This window comes from Clostridium drakei, assembly GCF_000633595.2.
Lineage (GTDB): Bacteria > Bacillota > Clostridia > Clostridiales > Clostridiaceae > Clostridium_AM > Clostridium_AM drakei.
This window is the reverse complement of record NZ_JIBU02000027.1, coordinates 70,493-90,619: the sequence shown is the minus strand read 5'-3', so window position 1 is coordinate 90,619 and position 20,127 is coordinate 70,493. Positions and strand designations below refer to the sequence as shown.

The 20,127-nt window shown below is 28.7% G+C and carries 22 protein-coding genes; 3 read left to right on the top strand and 19 right to left on the bottom strand.

The genetic code is table 11. The features are described from left to right. The first annotated feature begins 127 nt into the window (after nucleotides 1-127). On the top strand, nucleotides 128-526 hold the full coding sequence (locus EG57_RS0215100; RefSeq protein ID WP_032078014.1) for a (deoxy)nucleoside triphosphate pyrophosphohydrolase: 399 nt from the start codon (nucleotides 128-130) through the stop codon (nucleotides 524-526). Nucleotides 527-553: 27 nt separating this feature from the next. Here EG57_RS0215100 and EG57_RS27035 read toward each other — a convergent pair whose 3' ends face one another. Both EG57_RS27035 and EG57_RS0215090 read right to left on the bottom strand, forming a co-directional pair. After that, nucleotides 554-751, bottom strand: a complete 198-nt coding sequence (locus EG57_RS27035) for a hypothetical protein (protein WP_029163078.1) — start codon at nucleotides 749-751, stop codon at nucleotides 554-556. A 266-nt stretch (nucleotides 752-1,017) separates the two neighbouring features. Continuing rightward, nucleotides 1,018-2,694, bottom strand: a complete 1,677-nt coding sequence (locus tag EG57_RS0215090) for an AAA family ATPase (RefSeq protein ID WP_032078013.1) — start codon at nucleotides 2,692-2,694, stop codon at nucleotides 1,018-1,020. Between the two features lie 228 nt (nucleotides 2,695-2,922). Here EG57_RS0215090 and EG57_RS0215085 point away from each other — a divergent pair, with 228 nt between their 5' ends. Next, complete coding sequence (locus tag EG57_RS0215085; RefSeq protein WP_032078012.1) at nucleotides 2,923-3,342, top strand: hypothetical protein; 420 nt, start codon at nucleotides 2,923-2,925, stop codon at nucleotides 3,340-3,342. Between the two features lie 451 nt (nucleotides 3,343-3,793). Then, nucleotides 3,794-4,693 (top strand): TSUP family transporter, encoded by a 900-nt coding sequence (locus tag EG57_RS0215080; protein ID WP_032078011.1) that lies wholly within the window; start codon nucleotides 3,794-3,796, stop codon nucleotides 4,691-4,693. Between the two features lie 129 nt (nucleotides 4,694-4,822). Here EG57_RS0215080 and EG57_RS0215075 read toward each other — a convergent pair whose 3' ends face one another. From EG57_RS0215075 to EG57_RS0214995, 17 genes are all read right to left on the bottom strand, one after another. Beyond that, nucleotides 4,823-6,721, bottom strand: coding sequence for an FtsX-like permease family protein (locus tag EG57_RS0215075; protein WP_032078010.1), 1,899 nt, complete (start codon nucleotides 6,719-6,721; stop codon nucleotides 4,823-4,825). Continuing rightward, nucleotides 6,708-7,472, bottom strand: coding sequence for an ABC transporter ATP-binding protein (locus tag EG57_RS0215070; RefSeq protein WP_032078009.1), 765 nt, complete (start codon nucleotides 7,470-7,472; stop codon nucleotides 6,708-6,710). The genes EG57_RS0215075 and EG57_RS0215070 overlap by 14 nt, the downstream gene beginning before the upstream one ends. Nucleotides 7,473-7,500: 28 nt before the next feature. Next, nucleotides 7,501-8,778, bottom strand: a complete 1,278-nt coding sequence (locus EG57_RS0215065; RefSeq protein WP_032078008.1) for a S41 family peptidase — start codon at nucleotides 8,776-8,778, stop codon at nucleotides 7,501-7,503. A 171-nt stretch (nucleotides 8,779-8,949) separates the two neighbouring features. Beyond that, entirely contained in the window at nucleotides 8,950-9,978 is a 1,029-nt protein-coding gene (locus tag EG57_RS0215060) for a sensor histidine kinase (RefSeq protein ID WP_032078007.1), read from the bottom strand. Next, nucleotides 9,975-10,649 carry a response regulator transcription factor gene (locus EG57_RS0215055; RefSeq protein WP_032078006.1) on the bottom strand — a complete coding sequence of 225 codons (675 nt, stop codon included), beginning with the start codon at nucleotides 10,647-10,649 and terminating at the stop codon, nucleotides 9,975-9,977. Before EG57_RS0215055 ends, EG57_RS0215060 begins: the two co-directional genes overlap by 4 nt. 33 nt (nucleotides 10,650-10,682) lie before the next feature. Beyond that, a complete protein-coding gene (hepT, locus tag EG57_RS0215050) occupies nucleotides 10,683-11,096 on the bottom strand; it encodes a type VII toxin-antitoxin system HepT family RNase toxin (RefSeq protein WP_032078005.1) in 414 nt (137 codons plus the stop codon). Between the two features lie 3 nt (nucleotides 11,097-11,099). After that, nucleotides 11,100-11,525 (bottom strand): type VII toxin-antitoxin system MntA family adenylyltransferase antitoxin, encoded by a 426-nt coding sequence (gene mntA, locus EG57_RS0215045; RefSeq protein ID WP_032078004.1) that lies wholly within the window; start codon nucleotides 11,523-11,525, stop codon nucleotides 11,100-11,102. Nucleotides 11,526-11,607: 82 nt separating this feature from the next. Continuing rightward, a complete protein-coding gene (locus tag EG57_RS0215040; protein WP_032078003.1) occupies nucleotides 11,608-11,985 on the bottom strand; it encodes an HIT family protein in 378 nt (125 codons plus the stop codon). A 104-nt stretch (nucleotides 11,986-12,089) separates the two neighbouring features. Further along, nucleotides 12,090-13,631: an AAA-like domain-containing protein gene (locus EG57_RS0215035; protein WP_032078002.1), complete on the bottom strand. Its 1,542-nt coding sequence runs from the start codon at nucleotides 13,629-13,631 to the stop codon at nucleotides 12,090-12,092. Nucleotides 13,632-14,450: 819 nt separating this feature from the next. Beyond that, nucleotides 14,451-15,002 (bottom strand): Uma2 family endonuclease, encoded by a 552-nt coding sequence (locus EG57_RS0215030; protein ID WP_032078001.1) that lies wholly within the window; start codon nucleotides 15,000-15,002, stop codon nucleotides 14,451-14,453. Nucleotides 15,003-15,156: 154 nt separating this feature from the next. After that, entirely contained in the window at nucleotides 15,157-15,603 is a 447-nt protein-coding gene (locus EG57_RS0215025; RefSeq protein WP_032078000.1) for a MarR family winged helix-turn-helix transcriptional regulator, read from the bottom strand. Between the two features lie 56 nt (nucleotides 15,604-15,659). Then, nucleotides 15,660-15,983, bottom strand: a complete 324-nt coding sequence (locus tag EG57_RS0215020) for a DMT family transporter (RefSeq protein WP_029163093.1) — start codon at nucleotides 15,981-15,983, stop codon at nucleotides 15,660-15,662. Between the two features lie 202 nt (nucleotides 15,984-16,185). After that, a complete protein-coding gene (locus tag EG57_RS0215015; protein ID WP_032077999.1) occupies nucleotides 16,186-16,725 on the bottom strand; it encodes a methylated-DNA--[protein]-cysteine S-methyltransferase in 540 nt (179 codons plus the stop codon). Between the two features lie 336 nt (nucleotides 16,726-17,061). Further along, entirely contained in the window at nucleotides 17,062-17,259 is a 198-nt protein-coding gene (locus EG57_RS0215010) for a cold-shock protein (protein WP_029163094.1), read from the bottom strand. Between the two features lie 219 nt (nucleotides 17,260-17,478). Continuing rightward, nucleotides 17,479-18,165, bottom strand: a complete 687-nt coding sequence (locus EG57_RS0215005) for a response regulator transcription factor (protein WP_032077998.1) — start codon at nucleotides 18,163-18,165, stop codon at nucleotides 17,479-17,481. Between the two features lie 30 nt (nucleotides 18,166-18,195). Then, on the bottom strand, nucleotides 18,196-19,365 hold the full coding sequence (locus tag EG57_RS0215000) for a sensor histidine kinase (protein WP_032077997.1): 1,170 nt from the start codon (nucleotides 19,363-19,365) through the stop codon (nucleotides 18,196-18,198). Between the two features lie 101 nt (nucleotides 19,366-19,466). Continuing rightward, on the bottom strand, nucleotides 19,467-20,126 hold the full coding sequence (locus EG57_RS0214995; protein WP_032077996.1) for a hypothetical protein: 660 nt from the start codon (nucleotides 20,124-20,126) through the stop codon (nucleotides 19,467-19,469). Between the last annotated feature and the right edge of the window lies 1 nt (nucleotide 20,127).

The window sequence follows — 20,127 nt, the reverse complement described above, 5'->3', positions numbered from 1 at the left end:
TTCAAATTATACTGTTATTTTATAACATATTGGGCACTTTTTAAAGAAGAAATTAGAGTTTTCTCTCTAAAATTGCATTCTATGGCTAATTTATGCTAAACTTACTTCTAAAAGAGGTGAAATCGAAATGAAAAAAACAATAAAAGTTGTAGGCGCTGTTATAGAAAATGAAGATAATGAAATACTATGTGCTCTTCGTTCCCCTATGATGTCATTACCAAACATGTGGGAATTTCCTGGTGGAAAAGTTGAAAAAGGTGAAAATTTAAAACAAGCTATAGAAAGAGAAATAAGAGAAGAATTAGATTGTAATATAAAAGCTTTTGATGTTTTTAATGAAAACACCCATGAATATGACAATTTTATAGTAAACTTGATTACTGTAAAATGTAAATTAATATCAAGTAAACCTACTGCCAATGAGCACTCTAAACTCATATGGTTAAAGAGAGAAAATTTACTTTCCTTAAAATGGGCTCCTGCAGATGTTCCTGCTGCTATGCAACTAACAACAGAAAAGGCATAGCAAAATGCTATACCTTTTCTGCAAAATCTAATTTTTATTTATTTCTTCCTTTAACTTTTCAACTTCTTCAATAGATAATCCAGTTTTCTTTGCTATCATTTCTTCTGAAAGTATATCCATCAGATTTTTAGCTATCTCTATTGCTTTATCCTTTTCAGCTTGGCTCCTAGTCTCTTGCATAGCTTCTTCTTTTTCTTTTTCAAATATTTTTTCTACCTTAGTCATTTTCAACCAACTCCTTACCATACTAGCATAGTCCTCATATAAACTTGTCTGTAGAAGTCAAAACTCTAGCTATAAAAAACTAAAGGTTTCTCTTTCATAATTTCTGTCTTCTTAACTGATAAATCCATAAGCTCCCCCATATTGTAATTCATTAAAAATTATATAATCTGAATACATATTCCTTGGGAATTTAATTCCATAAGAACTTCTTCTGTAAGCTCTTATAACTTCACTTGCTTTATATTCTTTACCTTATATAGTTTTTCCTATGCCTCAGAAATCATTACTTCCTTCCCCTTAAACACAATAGCAAGCTTTATTATGTCTTCTATCCCACAATTTATAAGCTCCTCATCATATTTCATCCTATCTATTTGCTTTAATGCTTCCTTTTTTCCCTTCTCTATTGTTTCCTTTGACAGCACGTTTATTTTCTTAAATTCAATAATAATCCCTGGCTTTGAAATATCCTTCGGAATTATCATTACATCGTACCTTCCAAAGCCGCTTTCCTTATTTGATTTCACCTTGTGAGTGTTTGAAATAGAAACAAGCATCCCAAGTACAAAGGCATGGTACACTTTTTCTGGTTCTTTTCCTGATACATCAAAATAGCTTAAATTATTTATTACAAATTCCTGAAAAGCATAGCCAAAGTTCTCTATATCGCCAGTGACTAGATTACTTAGCATTTCTTCATACTTCTGATTAGTCATAGCTTCCTGAAACCATTTTACTATTAAATTCTTATAAAAAATCAATACTTCTTTATTGGGGATTTTAAGTTCACAATTTAAAATTCCTTCTATATTCTCCGTCTTCACAGCCTTTAAATAGCCGCTCAAAAGTAAAAAACTCCATATGTTTTGGTTGGAATCTTCAACCTCTGCCATAACTATAGTATCATCAATTACCTTATTTATAGATTTTCCTTCAATAAGACACTCCAGATCTAATTTTATTTCTTTATCTCCTTTTAATAGAAGCCTTTTTATAAGATCATTGCTGCTGCTGTTAATCCAATATGGCATAAAACCATCTCTTATATTTTTTAAATAATTTAAAACTGACCATGGATTATACATTATTTCTCCAGAAAAAACATAGCCATTGTACCATTCCTTTATGTTTTTCATATCTTCCACTGCGTTATAATAATTAGCTAGTTCTTCTACTTCTTTTTCTGTAAAACCAAATTTATCATTAAAATTATATCTTAAAATAGTATTTACTTCTAAATTGTTTAGGCCTGAAAAAATACTTTCCTTTGCTACTCTAAGGATACCTGTTATTAAAGCTTTTTCAACATATGGATTATCCTTTAAGGCTGCTGTTAATAAATTTCTTATTAATACTATCATTTCGTCATAGTACCCTCTAAGGTATCCCTCCTGTATTGGTACATCGTATTCATCTATAAAAAGCATTACCTTTCTTCCATAATGCTTGTTCATATATCCCATAAGAGAACTTATTGCCTCTGATACATTTCCTATGGAAGCTTTTCTTGAAATTATTTCTTTAAAATCATTTTTATCAAATTCAGTTAAATTATCACTATACAGCAAATATTCATGCTCTTTATACAAATTTGATAACAGAACTTTTATTCCATCTTCAAAGTTTTCAAAGGATATATGCTTTTGATTTTTAAAAGTAATGAAAATAACAGGATATTCTCCCTGCAGCTTCATTATTTCCTTTTCCTTTTCTATTTTTAAGCCTTTAAATAAATCTTTAGTTTCTTCCTTAGTCCTTATATCAAAAAAGTATTTGAGCATACTTAAATTTAATGTCTTACCAAACCTTCTGGGTCTTGGTGTCAATATTATTTTCGCACCATTTTCTATAAATTCCTTTATCAATAAACTTTTGTCTATAAAGTAGTTATTGTCTTCTATTAATTCTTTAAAATCCGATATTCCTACTTGTATTTTCTTCATTAATGCACCTTCCTTCTTTATATGGACATTATGATTTTCTTAATTGTATTATAGCCTATAAATTAGTTATTTAAAATTATAAAAATATATTATATATTAAATCACATTGTTTTCTCTTGATTTAAACTGTAGAACTTTAAAATTTTGTATGATAAGTAGTTTTATGATATAATTATCTATTGTGGTTAAACAACGACTAAATAAAAAGTGTAAAGTGAGACTATTAAAATGAGAAATGAAAGATTAGAAAGAACAATAATCAAAATAGATAATGAAATTGCTGCTATGAACATAGCTAAAAAGTACTTATCAAATGTAGAAGAAATAAATGAAGTAAAAGAAACTTTAAATAACAAAAGACAATTATTAGCCAATGAAATATATGCCGAGGATCATAGTTCTTATTCAGAATGCCGAGAAGTCATAGAAGGAATGTTAGATAAAGAATTAGAAAAAGAAGAACAAGTTGAATTGCTTGAAACCATAAAAGACAAATTTGAAAGGAAATCGCCAAATGTAAGTAAAGTAAGTAATGGACTTAATGCTTGGTTGAAAGAACTTAATATTGAATATAGTTGGATTAATAATGAAGAAACTGGTTGGGATAAATTGATTATAACTGGATTTGGATTATATAAACAGAAATAAATTTGAGCACCTATGTATGCTAAACTTTTCTAGAAGAAAGGTGAAAAGGTATAGTTAAAAAACACTATACCTTTTTTATGATCTTTGCAAACTTAACTCTAACTGCTGCTGCACCTCAGAAATCATTACTTCCTTTTTTCCTGCTACATTATTTCCTTTGACAACACATTTATTTTCTTAAATTCAATAATGATTGCTGGCTTTGATATTTCTTTTTTATGAATAAAGCATTTATTTATTCATAAATTAATTTTATTGATTTAATTATTTCAATTAATCAACTTTATTTACAGATTAATTTTATATTTAATTGCATTTAATTATGTATTTGATTTTCAAATAGATAATTTTTTATCTATTTGAAAATCAAATAATTATTGAAATGTATGCCAAATAGCCTTAAAATTAGGTTGTTTGTAGTTTGTAGAAAGACATCAAAGGAGGAATTATTATGTTAAAAATTTTATTAGGGGTTATTGCTCTTGCAGGTATAGTATTTTTTGCAGTTCTTGTAAAGGATTGCATGAAACATTATAAGCAAAAAACTCTTGGAAATGAAAGTTTTATTACATCAGGAATTATAGGAGCAGTTGCAAACTTTTTTGATACTTTAGGTATAGGAAGCTTTGCTATAGAAACTTCTCTATTTAAAAACTTTAAACTTGTAGGTGATAAAAAGCTTCCAGGTACATTAAATGTTGGTGCTACACTACCTACAATAGTTGAAGCATTAATATTTTTAACTGTTGTTCAGGTTGAACCTGTAACTTTAGTAAGTATGCTTTTAGCTGCTGTAGCTGGCGCATTAGTAGGTGCTGGCATCATATCTAAACTTAACGAAAAAGCTGTACAAGCTGCCATGGGTATTGCACTTGTTTGTGTAGCACTTTTAATGATTGCAGGTCAATTAAATCTTTTCCCAGTTGGTGGTGATGCCATAGGATTAACAGGGGGAAAACTTATAATAGGAATCATAGGTAATTTTATATTTGGTGCACTTAATACTTTAGGAATAGGACTTTATGCTCCTTGTATGGCACTAGTATTTGCACTTGGAATGAGTCCTAAAGTAGCCTTTCCTATAATGATGGCTTCTTGTGCTATATTACTTCCTTTTGCATCTGTTAAATTTATAAAGGAACAAGCTCATGCTCCTAAAACTTCTTTGGCTATTAATATCATGGGCCCAATAGGAGTTTTAATAGCTGCTTATCTTGTTAAATCTCTTCCACTTTCTACTTTAAAGTGGGTAGTTGTAGCAGTTGTATTATATACATCATTTATAATGTTTAAATCCTTTAAATCAAATAAAAATGCAGAAACTGTAGATAGTTCAGAAGAATCTGCTTAATATAACCCATATTCGTAAAAATCTATAAACTAGTGAATTAAATACAAATAAGGCAAGGGGATTATCACATTACCCCTTGCCTTATTACTTTTAAATAAAATTCCTTCACCCCTTGCAATAAATCTTCTCTTAATTATAAGGATTCAAAACTTGTCTAAACTTACCCAATGTAAAGATATAAAACATACCATAAATTACACCGAAAGTCGCAACACTTATAACTGTGGGTAATATTAAATTGCATTCCATTAATCTACCCAATATAACTATACCAAAGGAACTGTGAATTACACCTACAAGCAAAGGCAGGATAAAATATACTGCAGCTTGCTTTGAAATAGTTCTTTTTAGTTCTTTTTCTGTCATTCCAATTTTTAATAAAATTTTATATTTTTCCTTGTCCATATAAGCTTCACTTAAAATTTTAAAATGAATAATACTTCCTGTAGCTACTACAAAAACCAGTGCTAAAAAACATCCCATAAAGAAAATAACACCATAACCTTCATAACCAGACCTATATTTTTGAGCATAGGAATATAAGTTATTATCTAAAACTCTTATGGTTCTTAATTTTGCAGACAAATCTAATGTGTTTTTTTGATCATTTACTATAATGCCGTAAAATTTGCTTTCCTTAAAATCATTTTTTATAATTTCATAATCTTTATCATTTACAATTAAACAAGGATTATTTTTTATTCCACCAAATAAAGGTGTTTTTAAATCCATCTTTACATTATACTTTAAATTGCTAATTTGAACTTTTTGTAGTTTATTCGCTTGTACAAGAGTTTTAGGTCTTTGTACATAAATTGCCTCACCACTTCTAAGTTCTGATTTTTTTAAAATATCTTCGGTATCTTTAACCTTTAAATCTCTTGTTATCTTTTTAAAATCAGAAGCTTTAACTACCATAAATTCATCATTTGAGAGGTTATCATCAATTTTTAATTTATTTACAAGAATAAAATTCACTTTTTCCTTTAATAAAATACTATGATTTGCTGAAGTAATATATTTATTAACTTTAGATTCAATTTCATCTTCAAAATTGCCATCCAATACATAAGTAAAAGAATATGGAAGATCTAGTTCTATTTTTGTATTATATTTAATTGAAGTTGCTGTTCCTAAGGCTGTGATTGCTGATGCAATTAAAATAGCAATAGTTGCAAGAGTTTTGTAATTTCCTTTAATCCTAAAAACAATATTGGATATACTTACAATGTTTGTACCGTTATATAAAATTTGTTTTTTATCTAAAAGATATCTCATTATCATTGAAAAGAAAGAACCAAAAAGTCCATAAGTTGCAAAAATAACCATTATAGTTATAACAGGAACACTTGCAATTACCATTAATTTGGATAAGCTTGTACACATACCATATGCTCCTAAAATTATTATAATTGAAGATACTGCTTTAAATTTGCTCAACTTTGGAAGCCCTTCTTGTTGTTTTGAGGCATTAAATAAATCTATTAATTTACTTCTCACTATATTGAAATAACCCAAAACTGAAATTATAAAAAATATAATTAAAAATGTAATAATTGTTTCAATCAACGCATGTACTGATATAAAAAAGTTTATTTTCACATCCAAAAATGCAACTTTACATAAAAGCATTATAAATAGTTTCGAAAATAATACTCCAACAAAACTACCAATAACTATAGATAGAAGTCCTTGTAAAAATCCTTCTAAGGCATAAATTAATCCTATTTTGTAATTATCTATGCCCATAAAGGCATAAATTCCTATTTCCTTTTTCTTTTGCTTTAAGAAAAAGGAATTTGAATACCAAATAAAAAATATTAGAAATACCAGAAGTAGTACTGCTGTTGAAGTTGATGCAGATCTAACAATATTCATAATTTGATTAAGCTGAACAATTTGTGGGTTATCACTTAAAGCTATAAAATTATAATAAACTGCCACAGAAAAAATCATTGCCATTAGGTTTAAAGCATAAGTTTTTATATTGTGTTTAAAATTATTGTAAGCTATACTAAAGAAGTTCATTAACTGCACCTCCTAAGGCGGCCAGCATTTCAATTATCCTTTGGAAAAATTCCTTTCTGGATTCATTTTTATCAATTCTAGCATGAATTTTCCCGTCTTTTATAAATAATATTCTCTTACAGTAACTTGCTGCAAAAGCGTCATGGGTTACCATTATTACTGTTTTATTGAATTTTTCATTCATACTGCTCAAGCATTGAAGTAATTCTGCAGAGGATTTTGAATCTAAAGCTCCTGTGGGCTCATCTGCAAATATTACAGAAGGCTCTGTTATCAAAGCCCTTGCTGCTGCTGTTCTCTGCTTTTGTCCTCCTGAAAGCTCATATGGATAATTTTTCAAGTGTGCATCAATTCCAAAAAACTCACTCAATTGCCTAACCTTATTTTGTATTTCTTTATGATTCACCTTGGATAATGCTAAAGGCAGAGCTATATTGTCTTCTACAGTCATAGTATCTAGCAAATTAAAATCTTGAAAAATAAAACCTATCTTATCCCTTCTAAATAGAGACAGCTCTTTATTTTTTAATTGGGTTATATCCTTACCATTAAATATAATATTTCCTGTGGTTGGCACATCTATAGTTGAAAGTAAATTTAGCAAAGTAGTCTTACCAGCTCCAGAAGGCCCCATAATCCCTAAGAATTCACCTTCCTCTACCTTAAGATTAATACCCTGAAGTGCTGTAAAAGCCACTGCTTTTGAACCATATATTTTTCCTAAATCCTTAGTTTCTATTACTGTACTCATTCTATCTACTCCTTTTAATCAAAACTAGCTATTTTTTAACTGCAAAATTTGAGCTTTTAATTATATACTCCATCACAGGATCAACATTATTTACATAATCTTTTATTGATACTGTTATTTCTTTATCTGGATTAAATGCAGAATCATCTTTATCATAATTATTAAAATGCTTTGTTGAATATTTTATAGTTAATCCCGAATTTGGAAGCTTAAATTTTTTAACTTCACCATAGTGATTAGGTTTTCCTGATGTAGGCTCACCAACAAAAATTGCTTTAGTGTTTTTCTTTAAATCTATAACATTTAATACTGCAGATGAAAAAGTCCTTCTACCTGTAATAACATAAAGTTTCCCTTTTTCATTTAGCTTGCTTTTTGATATTTCCTTAATGAAATCATTGAGTATTGTTGAAATTCCTCCTCCATTACTCCTCATATCTATAACAAGCTTTTTCACATCTTCTTTATTAATTACATCCATAAGTTCTTTAGAAAATTGCTTAAAACCTTTTTCTTGCATTTCGGAGCATTTATTATAACTAAAATAAACTGTCTTACTATCTTTTAAATATTCATACCAATAAGCTTTATCTTGATTTTTCATGTACAAAGGAACCTTCTCCCCTTCTTTTCCTTTACCAATTACTGCACTAAATACTGTATCACTACTTAATGGTTTTAAATTCACATCTGATATTTTCCCATTACTATCCTCAAAAGTAAATTTGCAGCTATCAATATTTTCTATGATATTAAGCCCATAAAGTACTGATGGCATTGCAATATAGTAACCTATCTGACTCTTTATGCCCTGTTCATTATCATGAGAAATTACTTGTGAAACACTTTTAATTACATCTTCTATAGGCTTATCATTAATTTTTGCCAGCTTATTGTACTTGATTTGACTGTACTCCTCTGTTGTATTAATAACATAAATACCATCACTAAACCAGTACAAATCTAATGGGAACGCTTTTTCTGAACTTATATTAGGACCTGTATGACCATCCCCAATAGAAGTCATTATTTTGTTTATACCCATTTGAATTTGATCATCATTCATTTTATTTAAAGACTGCTTTAAACCTTCAATTTCACTATTAAACTGATCCTTACTTAATTTAAAGAATAAGTTTTTATGTTTTTTAGGAAGTTCTTCCTTAAGGTAATCCAAATCTTTTTGCCAAGCTTCTACCCTATTTCCACTTTTACAAACATACTTGCTGCTGTTATCACATCCTGAAAAAGCAAACATTATACCTATCATTAATACAGCTGCTATTTTTCTTTTTATTTTAAGCATAAGCTTATTTTCCTCCTTGCAATATACTTTAAGGGGGCCCCTCAATTCTTATATATTAATTTTAATCTTTTTATTCTTTCTTCTCCATCACATTACATGACATTTTAAGGTGTTATGTGACATTCTCGTAACCTTAAATATTTTCAAACAAAAAAAGCATGAGCATTAAACTCATACCTTAAAATAATCAGATAATTTATAAAAAGTTATAATAAATTCTGTACAGTTTCCAGCCTGTGAAACAGCTTTTATATCATGATTCAGTTTTTTAGCCATTTTTTTAGAAAAGTATAATCCCATTCCTGTTGATTTTCCACTTTTTCTTCCATTACTTCCTGTAAAACCTTTGTCAAATACCCTAGATATGTCTTTAGGCAATATTCCTATTCCATTATCTCTTACACATAATCTTGTAGCTTTTTCATCTTCTTCACAATAAATTTCCACTATTCCATTTTCACCTACATATTTGCAAGCATTGTTTAAAACTTGCTCTAATATATAAGAAAGCCACTTTTTATCTGTTAAGACATTAAATTGTAATTTTTTTAATCTTAAATCTATCTTTTTGGAAATGAAAAAAAATGAATTCTTTTTAACAGCCTCATTTACTACTTGCTTTATATTTACTTCATTTATTAAAAGATCCTGTGAGTAGCTAGATGCTCTGCCTGCATAAAGCACCTGTTCAACTAAAAACTTTATTCTTGCAAGTTCGCCTCTTAAACTTTCAGGAATATCACTATTTGTATCAAAAATATCTTCTAATTTGTCTGATATTAATTCGCATACTGAAATAGGAATCTTTATTTCATGAACCCATTTTGTTATGTATTCATTTAACTCATCAATTTCCTCTTTTAACTTATTTTCATTTTCATAAAGTTCCTTGTTTTTTAATTTTATTGAAGCTTTAATAAGCTTTGCTTCAAATCCATCATCTTTAGGCATCAGTAAATCTATATTTTTTTCCTGCATTAATCCTTCATAAAAATCTTTATAGCTTTCTTTCCACTTTCTATATCTAAATATTAAAAAGAATATAGAAACAGAAAAAACTAAAATATTCATGTATATAATGTCATACTTAAGCTTTGAAAATTCTGTAGTTCCTATTAGTACTAAATTAACTATTGTTATTATAATGATAAAATGTATAATTGCCCATATAGACTTTTTCAAATATACTTTTAAACTCATAATATTACATATCCTTGTCCTTTTTTAGTTTCTATAAAATCCTTAATACCTATGTCTTCAAGCCTTTTTCTAAGCCTATTTACATTTACAGTTAATGTATTGTCATTAATAAAAGTATCGTCATCCCACAAGATCCTCATAATCCTATCTCGTGAGATTATCTTTCCTATATTTTTCATCAAAAGAAGCAGTATTTTTAATTCATTTTTTGTCAATTCTATTTTGTTTTCATTATAAGATAAAGTGCTGTCATTTATATTTAAAATAACTCCCCTGCACTCAAGTACATCTCCTAAGTTTTCTCCATAAGAGTATGTTCGTCTAAGCATGGCATGAAGCTTAGTCACCAATATATCCATAGAAAATGGTTTTGTGACGAAATCATCTCCACCCATTTGTACTGCCATTATTATATCCATATTTGTGTTTCTTGAAGATAAAAATATGATTGGTACCTTTGATATTTCTCTTATTTTTTGACACCAGTAAAATCCATCAAAACAAGGCAGATTTATATCCATAATAACCAGCTCAGGTTTATTTTGTACAAATTCATTAAGTATATCTTCAAAGTTTTTAACTTTAACAGGATTAAAGCCCCACTTTAAAAGAGCTTCTTGTATTTCTTCACAAAGTTTTAAATCATCTTCTACTGTCATTATTTTATACATGCTTTCACCTCAACGTTACAAAGATGTTTTATTTTATATATATTCTACTATTATTTTCACAAAAGCTTCTATATCCTTTAAGTTATTATTTATTATATCGTAAACTAATCCTCTATCAAGTTTCATATAGTCATGAACTAAAATATTTCTGAATCCAGCCATATTACATAAATTGTTTTTTAATTTTTCATTTATTATTTTATTTTCATGCAAAACTAAAAATATATCCTTATTATTTTCTGGTTTTCTATATCTCATATCTGATATAACATGATTTCCTATATCCAAAACACATTCTATACTTAAATGCAGAAATCTTTCCGATGAGCCATATATAAGTGGATCATCAATATATTTCTTCTTATCATATTTTTTTACAGATTTCAGTATATTTATATATTCATTTAATTTATCTATCCTTGAAATCACAATTTCTCTTTTTACCATAAGTTACCCTCCAAAAACTTCTCCTTGCTTAATTTTTTCAATTACTGCATTATCATATATATCAGAGTAATATTTAAAATCAAAATATTCCCTTAAGGCTAGGGATTCAAAATTTGCCCTTTCATCGTCATCTTTAATTATTATTCCATCATGAATTATTTCATATTTCATGAGCAGCGAAGCATTCTTTAATGAAACTACATCTATATCCTTCTTAAAAAACGCCATTCCTTCTTCTATTATATCTCCTCTTATAAAAGCCTCTTCTACAGCCTCATAACTTTTACCAAAGTATATTGCTATATCTACATCACTATTTTTTGAAGCTTCTCCTGTTGCTTGTGAACCAAAAATATATGCAAATTTTATACTATATTTATCGTTCATATTTGATATAAAAATCCTAGCCATATTTATAATATCACTCATATTTAATCACCACCAAATTTACAAATCATCATTATACTCATCTTGAATAACTCTAATATAAAGCATTTCTCACCATCCTAATTTACCCATCATACTCAACTAAAGCCTTCTTTAAATTTCTAACTCCCCCTCTAGGATTGTCTACATCGCCCTTATATCTAGGGATCATATGAACATGCAAATGCTTTATTGTCTGCCCAGCATAATAACCAATGTTAACTCCTACATTGTATCCTGCTGGTTCATACTGGATGTCTAACATTTCCTTAACCTCATGCATAAGGCTGTATATAGCTTTTATTTCTTCCTCTGAGGCTTCAAATAAAAATGGGAAATGTCTTTTTGGTATTATCAAGGTATGACCTTCATTTACAGGAAATTTATCCATTATAGCAAAAGCAAGCTTATTTTCTGCTATTATTTCTGATTTGTTGTAGTTACAAAATATACAATCTGTCATTTTAATTCTCTCCTCTTAATTTACAAACATTTATTTTAATACTTAAAGTAGCTATTGCACTTAGAACAATGGCTAATTTAGATTTTGAAGTATCTAATATTTAATTAAACCATTACCTCAAATATATTTTTTTCCTCTTCTTTAATCCACCCTGCGGTACATTTTTTATTCTTATTAAAGTTAAAGGTTAAAAGGTATCCTTCTTTTACCCCTTGTTCTGTCATATATTCTGCAAGCTGATGTACTCCTTTTTCTCTGTAAGCTTCACCATTCCATATTTTAAGTTCTACTATGTATTTTTTATTTCCATAAGTAATTACTACATCCATTCTTTTATTCTTTCTTGTTTGAGGTTCTACAAAACTGAAGCCTTTTCCATTTAAAATTGGTTTTAAGTATGCTAAAAATATAAGTCTACCGTTGGTTTCGTAAAAGTGTTCATCTTCTTCTCTATATTGTTCATACATAAATTCTTGAAATTTCAACAGAACTTTTTCCATATTTAATTCTTCAGCATCTAAAACCTCATCCTTATCTATTTGTGTAAGTTTTGATGCAGCTTTCTGAACATCCCTTTGTGCAATAAGATAATCATATATTAACATTTCAAAAATCTTATTGTTCATGATAAGCCTACCAGTATCCTCTGATAATATTCCGTACATCAATGCTTTTTCATAAGCAAAAGGATTATAAGGAATTTGCTTTCCTTCTACTAATATCTGATAAACTACAGTTTTTATTTCACTATAGTTTTCAATATTTTTAATAACATCATCAAAAAGAGTATTATGCTCATTTAATGCCATTTTTATGGATTTTTTAAGTCCTTTTAATGTCCATTCCCTTCCAAGGTATTCATCAATATTTTTACAAAGTCTACTTACAAGATAGGGATATCCACTAGTAAAATTTCTTATTTCACCAGATAAAAGCTCTACATCCATATCTAATTTAGTTTCATTTACATACTCATTAAGCATTGTTTTTATTTCCTCTTTTGAAAAAGACATATCTACTTTAAAATCTGCTGCTATATTCCAGGGAGAATTAAAAGCTCTATCCTTTTCTTCCCTAATCTTAAGCTTAATATTTTTGATGTCATTTACCCCACCTAGTATAACACTTTTAAAAGTTATATCTTCTTTTGAAGCCATAGCTAAATATTTATTTCTAAGCACTCCTAAGAACTGCATAAATACTCTATTGCCACTACTTTTATCCACCTCATCTATGATTAAAACCATATCATTATTATATTTATCAATCATATCAGTAATATTTTCAGATAAATCATTAAAATTTCTTGTTTTCTCCCCATAACTTTTTAATTTGTCATATAACTCCTTATTAGTAAATCTAACACTTCTAGCAAATATATTGAATATAATCTCGCAAAACTTCTCTTCAGTTTGAAAAATATCATCGCCAATACCTTCAAAACTTGTCTTAATTACAATATATTTTTTGCTTAATTCTTCTACTAATTGATTAAAGATAGTAGTTTTACCAAACTGTCTTGGCCTGTTGATTGTAAAATAGTCTCCTTTATCTATCATTTCAATAATCTTTTTTATTTTACCACTTATATCAACCATAAAATGTTTTTCAGGTATACATAAACCTGTGACATTAAATTCCTTCATCCAAATTGATCCTCCTTCATTGTTATAAGTTCTATTTAAATTCTTCCTGTTTAAATGCTATTTTAATATATTATTCTTCTTCCATAACACTTTAACCATGCTATATCATTATTTTATCATAGATAAGCTTTATTTAAACCAAAAATCATGATAGGTTTAAGAGTTTAATTATCTTTTTATACTTGGTATAATATTAAGTGGATAATTATAACTGTATTTAAAATGTTATACAGGGCTTATACTGTAAATCACTCCATGTAAGAAGCTTATCTAAAGAAAATTCAAGCACCTGTAAAAGGTTTTTATCTTTTTAAAGAATCTGCCCACAGCCGTTTGAAGAACTCGAAAAAGTTATGCAAATTATGCATGAGGATATAAAAAATAAAAGTTAGCATAGACTGATTTAAATTTTGTTACACAAGCAAAATAAACACCTAGTCTTACCTAAGTGTTTATTTTAAAATATACTTATATGTACTACTATAGATTTTATTTTCCTCTAAGGTTCTGCTTCCTTAGGACATTTAAAATTTATTAGTCATCATTAGGGGTATAACTTTTTCATGAACGTCTTCTATATTTTCATTATATTCTATATTTTAAAAATTTTCAATCTTTTTATTGCAAATATTTTTAACCGATCAAGTGATTCTTAGACTCAGGTGAAATTTGCTTGTGAGGAATACCTCTTACCTGAGCAAAAGCTCGTAAAATATCATTTAGACATTTTACCCATCTGAGTCTTAGAAGAACTTATCCAGGTTTTCTTGGCAAAGAATAAATATAAAACTCTAACAATTTTTTAGTAAAGATGCACTTCTAGAACTTAAATATATCTTCTAGGTTTATAGATATATCTGGAAAAACTGTACTTATATAAGTATCATTATTCTTAAAAACATTTGTTATTTTATATTGATTATCTATTAATGAATATTGTACTATATACCCTTCTTGCTCAACTATATTATATTCAAGAACACCAAATCTTTGATAAACATCTAACTTTGTTATATAGTCATGCGATGCAGTACTTTTTGAAATAACTTCAAATACAACCTTTGGAGCTGATGTAAAACTTTCACCTTCTCTAGTAGATTTTTCACACATTACAAATACATCTGGTTTATACTTATACACTTCTTCATTATTTTTAAAAATTATTTCAATAGATTCGGTATATACATCGCATTTACTTTTATCAAGAAATGTCATTAATTTAAAATTTAATCTTGATATTATTTTATTATGTTGAATGGAAGTATTAGATGATAATACAATATATCCGTTACTATATTCAGCCTTACCATTATAATTAGCCTGAATATTTTCAAAATCATTTTCTGTATAGTGTATATTCTTAGCATACATACTGCTTCACCTCTCTTTATCTTTAACATAATTATAACAAAATACATAAAATAAGATAAGTGGACTTTCTGAAGCTTCTTCCTCTATTTTTTCTTTTGCTGAAATTTAGCTTTTCCTGTTGCAACTTGATATACAGCATTATTAAATATTTTTATCATTTGGAAAAACTTTTAATTAACACACTACTTAACAAGGCAAAACTTTCTATTATAGTGCTTCGCTGCTTTTCCGATAGTTGACTGAAAGCTTCAATTTCTGCTACCTTCAGTTCTTCAAGAATACGTGTTGCAAAACGTTCTCCTTTTTCAGTAAATTTAATAATCTTGTTTCTACGGTCTTCAGCATTTGTTTCTTTAGATATATACCCATCTTTTTCAAGCCCAGATAGTATCTGAGATACTGTTTGCTTAGGCAAATATAACTTGTTACAAATTTGGCTTTGTGTACAATATGGTACTGCACTATTTATAACATACAAAGCAAACAAAACATTTTCCTGAATATTATGCCTTTTAGCCCAATCACTATATATGTCATTTGTCTTAAACCACAAATCATAATAATTGTCTATTTGATCATTAATTTTCTCTCTACTATCCAATTTTCATCCACTCTTTCTTTTATTATTAAATAGTGTCTCTTACAATCATTAATAAATTAATGGCTTACTCCACTTAAGTTTAGTCCAATAACCCCTAATACAATAAAGGCTAAAGATACTACTTTTAGAACACTAATGCTTTCTTTAAAAACAAATATTCCAATTGTTGATAGTATAACTAATCCAGCTGCAGACCATATAGCATATGCCACACTTATATCTATTTTTTTCAACGCCATAGATAAACAAATAAAGCATATTATATAACCTAAAAATGTTCCTATAGTTGGCAATATTTTAGTAAACCCATAAGACACTTTCATTAATGTTGTTCCTGCAATTTCAAATAAAATCGCAAGAATAAGGTAAATCCATTCCATAAAGAAAACTCCTTTATTACAAAATAGTCCGCTTACGGACTATTTTAGTGTAGTTTAATTTATTAAGCTTGTCAATATATAAGCTTTAGTTCATTAAATACTTTCTGATTGATTTGCGATAATATTTTAGTATAGCATTTGTGATTATCTTTGAAAACAGATAAAAACAACTTCACTATTTTTAGTACTCCAACACTTAAAATTAAAGTGCAGTACCTTTAACAGGCTTAAACAAATGCGTCATGTCTACACCTTCATGTTCAAGCAATTTTATTTTTTTATCTATACCGCCAGCATAACCGGTCAGACTGCCATTTGAGCCAACAACCCGATGGCAAGGGATAATAATAGAGATGGGGTTATGTCCCACAGCTCCGCCCACTGCCTGACTGGACATATGTTCCTTGTCCATTCGTGAAGCCATTTTTTTGGCAATATCCCCATAAGTAATGACTTTGCCATATGGAATTTCACAAAGGATATCCCATACAGCCTTGCGAAAAGTACCGCCATTAGGTGCTAGAGACAGATCAGAAATAGCTGGTTTTTCACCAGAGAAATACCTGTCCAGCCATTTTTTTGTGACGGCAAATATCGGCAACGCCGAATTTTCAGTCATAGATTCCATCACAGTATTACCGAAATATTTTTGTTCTTCCACCCACAGGCCAATGAGACTTTCACCATTACTTGCCAATGTATACAGTCCTACAGGTGATGAATAATGTGTCGAATAAATCATATTTTACCTCCACTAAATTGTATGGTTCCCAGAGAGTTCCACAAATTAATTGTCGCATAACTGCGCCAAGGCCGCCATGCTTCTGCCAAATTCAATATTTCTTTTGGGGTACGAGGAGCAAGTTCCGGTCGCACAAAAGGCATGGACGAAAACCTACTTCTTCTGCCGCTGTTATATAAAAGGTACAATTTTCGGACATGCTTATAAATATGCTATTCTTCAATTGGTTTGCGATTCTCTCACTATTTAATTTTTTTCAAATAGGAAGATATAAATTATAAACAAATAAAAACCCCTTAAATAGAGTAACTATTTAAGGGGTAAAATATTCACTAATTAAAGAATTGTAACATTTTCTGCTTGTAGTCCTTTTGGTCCTTTAACTGAATCAAAAGAAACTTCTTGACCTTCTTCAAGTGATTTATAACCATCTGATTTTATTTGAGAAAAATGTACAAAAACATCTTTACCATCTTCTCCTGTTATAAATCCAAATCCTTTTTCTCCATTAAACCATTTTACTGTACCATTCATATAATGCGTACCTCCGAAATTTTATTATTCCTAAATTCATTGTAATAATCCACTAATAAAATTTCGATATCATTATACTATATTACTAAGTACTAATTGAAATATATTTGTGTTAAATTATTTACTACTAATTTAAGTTCTCAATAATAGTAACACATTATGTTATATAATGCAAGTTTTTTTATAAAAAAGTTAAATGATCCTCATATTTACTTAATGCTAAGAATTAAACCTGTATCCTGTACCCCATATAGTTTCAATATACTCAGGATTTCCAGAGTCTTTTTCTATCTTCTTTCTAAGCTTTTGTATATGCACTGCTACAGTAGCTGTATCACCACAGTAATCTTCTCCCCAAATGCTGCTAAATATTTGATCCTTTGTGAAAACTATATTAGGGTTGGAAGCCAGGAATACCAATAATTCATATTCTTTAGTTGTTAGAAAAATTTCCTTGCCATTTACAAATACTTTATGGGAATCTGTTTGAATTTCCAAAGCCTTATGACTGATAATCTCTAAAGTAACCTTTTTACCTGATAGACGCTCATATCTCATAATGTGGGATCTTATTCTTGCAACTAATTCTGCTGGACTGAAAGGCTTAGTCAAATAATCATCTGCACCAAAACCTAAACCTCTTATTTTGTCTATATCTTCATTTTTAGCTGATACAATTATAATTGGAATTTCAAATTTATCTCTAATTGCTTTTACTATTTCATATCCATCTTTACCTGGAAGCATTAAATCTACTACAACTACATCATAAACACCAAGTAGAGCCTTTTTTAATCCTGATATTCCATCTTGTTCTATATCCACCTTATATCCATTCAATTGAAGATAATCTCTCTCTAAAGCTGCAATATTATTATCATCTTCAATTATTAAAACCTGTTTCACAAAAATCTCTCCTTCCTTGTACCATTATGATTAAATTACTATAGGAAGCTCTACTATAAAAGTGCTGCCTTCTGACAAAATACTCTGAACGGAAATTTCCCCTCCGTGAGCTTCTACCATTTCCTTAGCAATTGCCAGTCCAAGCCCTGTACTCATTAAATCTTTTGTTCTTTCTGTATCTATACGGTAAAATCTATCAAATACATAAGGAAGCTTATCTTGCGCTATGCCCGGGCCATTGTCACTTATGATAATCTTTATATGATCTTTTTCATCCTTTAATCCAATGGAAATAGCTAAAGTTTCTTTTTCACCATATTTAACAGCATTTCCTATAATATTTCTTATAGTTTGGTATATCCTTTTTCCATCTATGTTAACTTCTATTTCTCTTTCTATTTTATCATTAAAACTAAATTTAATATTTTTTTCACCTAAGACAAAGGCAAATTCCTCCATCAAATCCTGCATAAAAGGTTTTATCTTTACTTTTTCAAATTTAAAATCTACCTTTTGCATATCAAGCTTTGAAAACAAAAATAAATCATCAATAAGTCTATTTATATAATCTATATTACTATGAATTGTTTTAAGATAGCTATTTATTTTATCAGGTGAATGTGCAACACCATCTAGTATAGCTTCAACATATCCATTTATTGAGGTAATTGGAGTTTTTAAATCATGGGATATGTTTGCTATAAGAGTCTTTCTATTTTCTTCATATTCCTTTTTTAACTTTTCACCCTGCTCTAGTTTTTCTGCCATTTTATTAAACTCATCTATTAAAATACCAATTTCATTATAAACCTTTTTTTCAATTCTAACTTCATAGTTCCCTTTAGCAATTTGCTCTACTCCAGTCTTTAAACTTTCAATAGGTTTCATAATTCTTTTCTCTAATCGCCAATATATATATAAGTGCGCAAATTCCTTAGCAGTAAATATTGCTGCAAAGAAAATGGTTATAGCCTTAATTCCCACAACTTTAAAGATTAAGTAAATTATAAATATATTAACCAAAAATGCTATGGGACGAAGCCAAATTAAATATTTATGACATAAGCGAAACTCATCTTTATGCCTATGGCGAATCTCATGAATTCCATGTAAATGTTCGTGATCTCCATTATGCCATTTATGATGTTTTTCATGCCACTCTTTATGAAGTTCATTTTTACTTTTTTTAAAACTATACATATATACCACCTTGAAAATTTAGTTACAATTATATTACCACAGTATATTGTCACTTAAAATAAAAAAATGGGTGTAAAATTTAAGCTTACACCCACAGACCTTTACCAACTGAAGTTTACTAAAGCATTTAAGCTATTTTCACCTTTAGCAGTGACTTCTATCTTTTCAACCTCATTATTTTTATTGACATATACATTTAAATCAGCATTGCTATTTTCAGAGCAAAGTAATTCTTTCATAAAATCATGACACTTATGCTGTTCACCCATACCTTCAAAATGGAAGTTTTTATGAGCCTCTCCTAAATCTTTATGCTGATTTTTGATTTCACTAATTATATCCTTTAAGTTAAGGGACAATATTGATATTTCATCTTTTTCTTCTACCTTAAGATTATTTAGTGTATTAAGTATGAAAGTAATTTTTGAAAGTTTTCCCTTTATACCTTTATGATCACAACATTCCATACCATGATGGTTCATATGACCCATTTTGCCTATGTGATGATGGAATTTATGATGTCCACAATCCTTCATATTAAACTCTGTGTTGCTTTCATGCTTTGATTTTTTTCCATCACAATCAAATTCACTGTTTATTTTAGCTTTACACTCCCCAGTAGTTGTATTAGTACTAAGTTCCTTAGAAAGAGATAATACTTTTGTTTCCCCTTTTTCAGCATCTACTTTAATCTTTACATTAAATTCTTCCTTTTCCTGCATAGTTTTAAATACATCATATAAAAGTTTAATCTTGTTCATT

Excerpts from the sequence above, each read along its gene's own strand:
- EG57_RS0215040 (WP_032078003.1), bottom strand. The coding sequence starts at position 11,985 with ATGACAGATTGTATATTTTGTAACTACAACAAATCAGAAATAATAGCA.
- EG57_RS0215015 (WP_032077999.1), bottom strand. The coding sequence starts at position 16,725 with ATGATTTATTCGACACATTATTCATCACCTGTAGGACTGTATACATTG.
- EG57_RS0215065 (WP_032078008.1), bottom strand. The coding sequence starts at position 8,778 with ATGCTTAAAATAAAAAGAAAAATAGCAGCTGTATTAATGATAGGTATA.
- EG57_RS0215010 (WP_029163094.1), bottom strand. The coding sequence starts at position 17,259 with ATGAATGGTACAGTAAAATGGTTTAATGGAGAAAAAGGATTTGGATTT.
- EG57_RS0215090 (WP_032078013.1), bottom strand. The coding sequence starts at position 2,694 with ATGAAGAAAATACAAGTAGGAATATCGGATTTTAAAGAATTAATAGAA.
- EG57_RS0215085 (WP_032078012.1), top strand. The coding sequence starts at position 2,923 with ATGAGAAATGAAAGATTAGAAAGAACAATAATCAAAATAGATAATGAA.
- EG57_RS0215000 (WP_032077997.1), bottom strand. The coding sequence starts at position 19,365 with ATGTATAGTTTTAAAAAAAGTAAAAATGAACTTCATAAAGAGTGGCAT.
- EG57_RS0215080 (WP_032078011.1), top strand. The coding sequence starts at position 3,794 with ATGTTAAAAATTTTATTAGGGGTTATTGCTCTTGCAGGTATAGTATTT.
- EG57_RS27035 (WP_029163078.1), bottom strand. The coding sequence starts at position 751 with ATGACTAAGGTAGAAAAAATATTTGAAAAAGAAAAAGAAGAAGCTATG.
- EG57_RS0215055 (WP_032078006.1), bottom strand. The coding sequence starts at position 10,649 with ATGTATAAAATAATGACAGTAGAAGATGATTTAAAACTTTGTGAAGAA.
- hepT (WP_032078005.1), bottom strand. The coding sequence starts at position 11,096 with ATGGTAAAAAGAGAAATTGTGATTTCAAGGATAGATAAATTAAATGAA.
- EG57_RS0215070 (WP_032078009.1), bottom strand. The coding sequence starts at position 7,472 with ATGAGTACAGTAATAGAAACTAAGGATTTAGGAAAAATATATGGTTCA.
- EG57_RS0215075 (WP_032078010.1), bottom strand. The coding sequence starts at position 6,721 with ATGAACTTCTTTAGTATAGCTTACAATAATTTTAAACACAATATAAAA.
- EG57_RS0215060 (WP_032078007.1), bottom strand. The coding sequence starts at position 9,978 with ATGAGTTTAAAAGTATATTTGAAAAAGTCTATATGGGCAATTATACAT.
- EG57_RS0215020 (WP_029163093.1), bottom strand. The coding sequence starts at position 15,983 with ATGGAATGGATTTACCTTATTCTTGCGATTTTATTTGAAATTGCAGGA.
- mntA (WP_032078004.1), bottom strand. The coding sequence starts at position 11,525 with ATGAGTGATATTATAAATATGGCTAGGATTTTTATATCAAATATGAAC.
- EG57_RS0214995 (WP_032077996.1), bottom strand. The coding sequence starts at position 20,126 with ATGAACAAGATTAAACTTTTATATGATGTATTTAAAACTATGCAGGAA.
- EG57_RS0215030 (WP_032078001.1), bottom strand. The coding sequence starts at position 15,002 with ATGTATGCTAAGAATATACACTATACAGAAAATGATTTTGAAAATATT.
- EG57_RS0215100 (WP_032078014.1), top strand. The coding sequence starts at position 128 with ATGAAAAAAACAATAAAAGTTGTAGGCGCTGTTATAGAAAATGAAGAT.
- EG57_RS0215035 (WP_032078002.1), bottom strand. The coding sequence starts at position 13,631 with ATGAAGGAATTTAATGTCACAGGTTTATGTATACCTGAAAAACATTTT.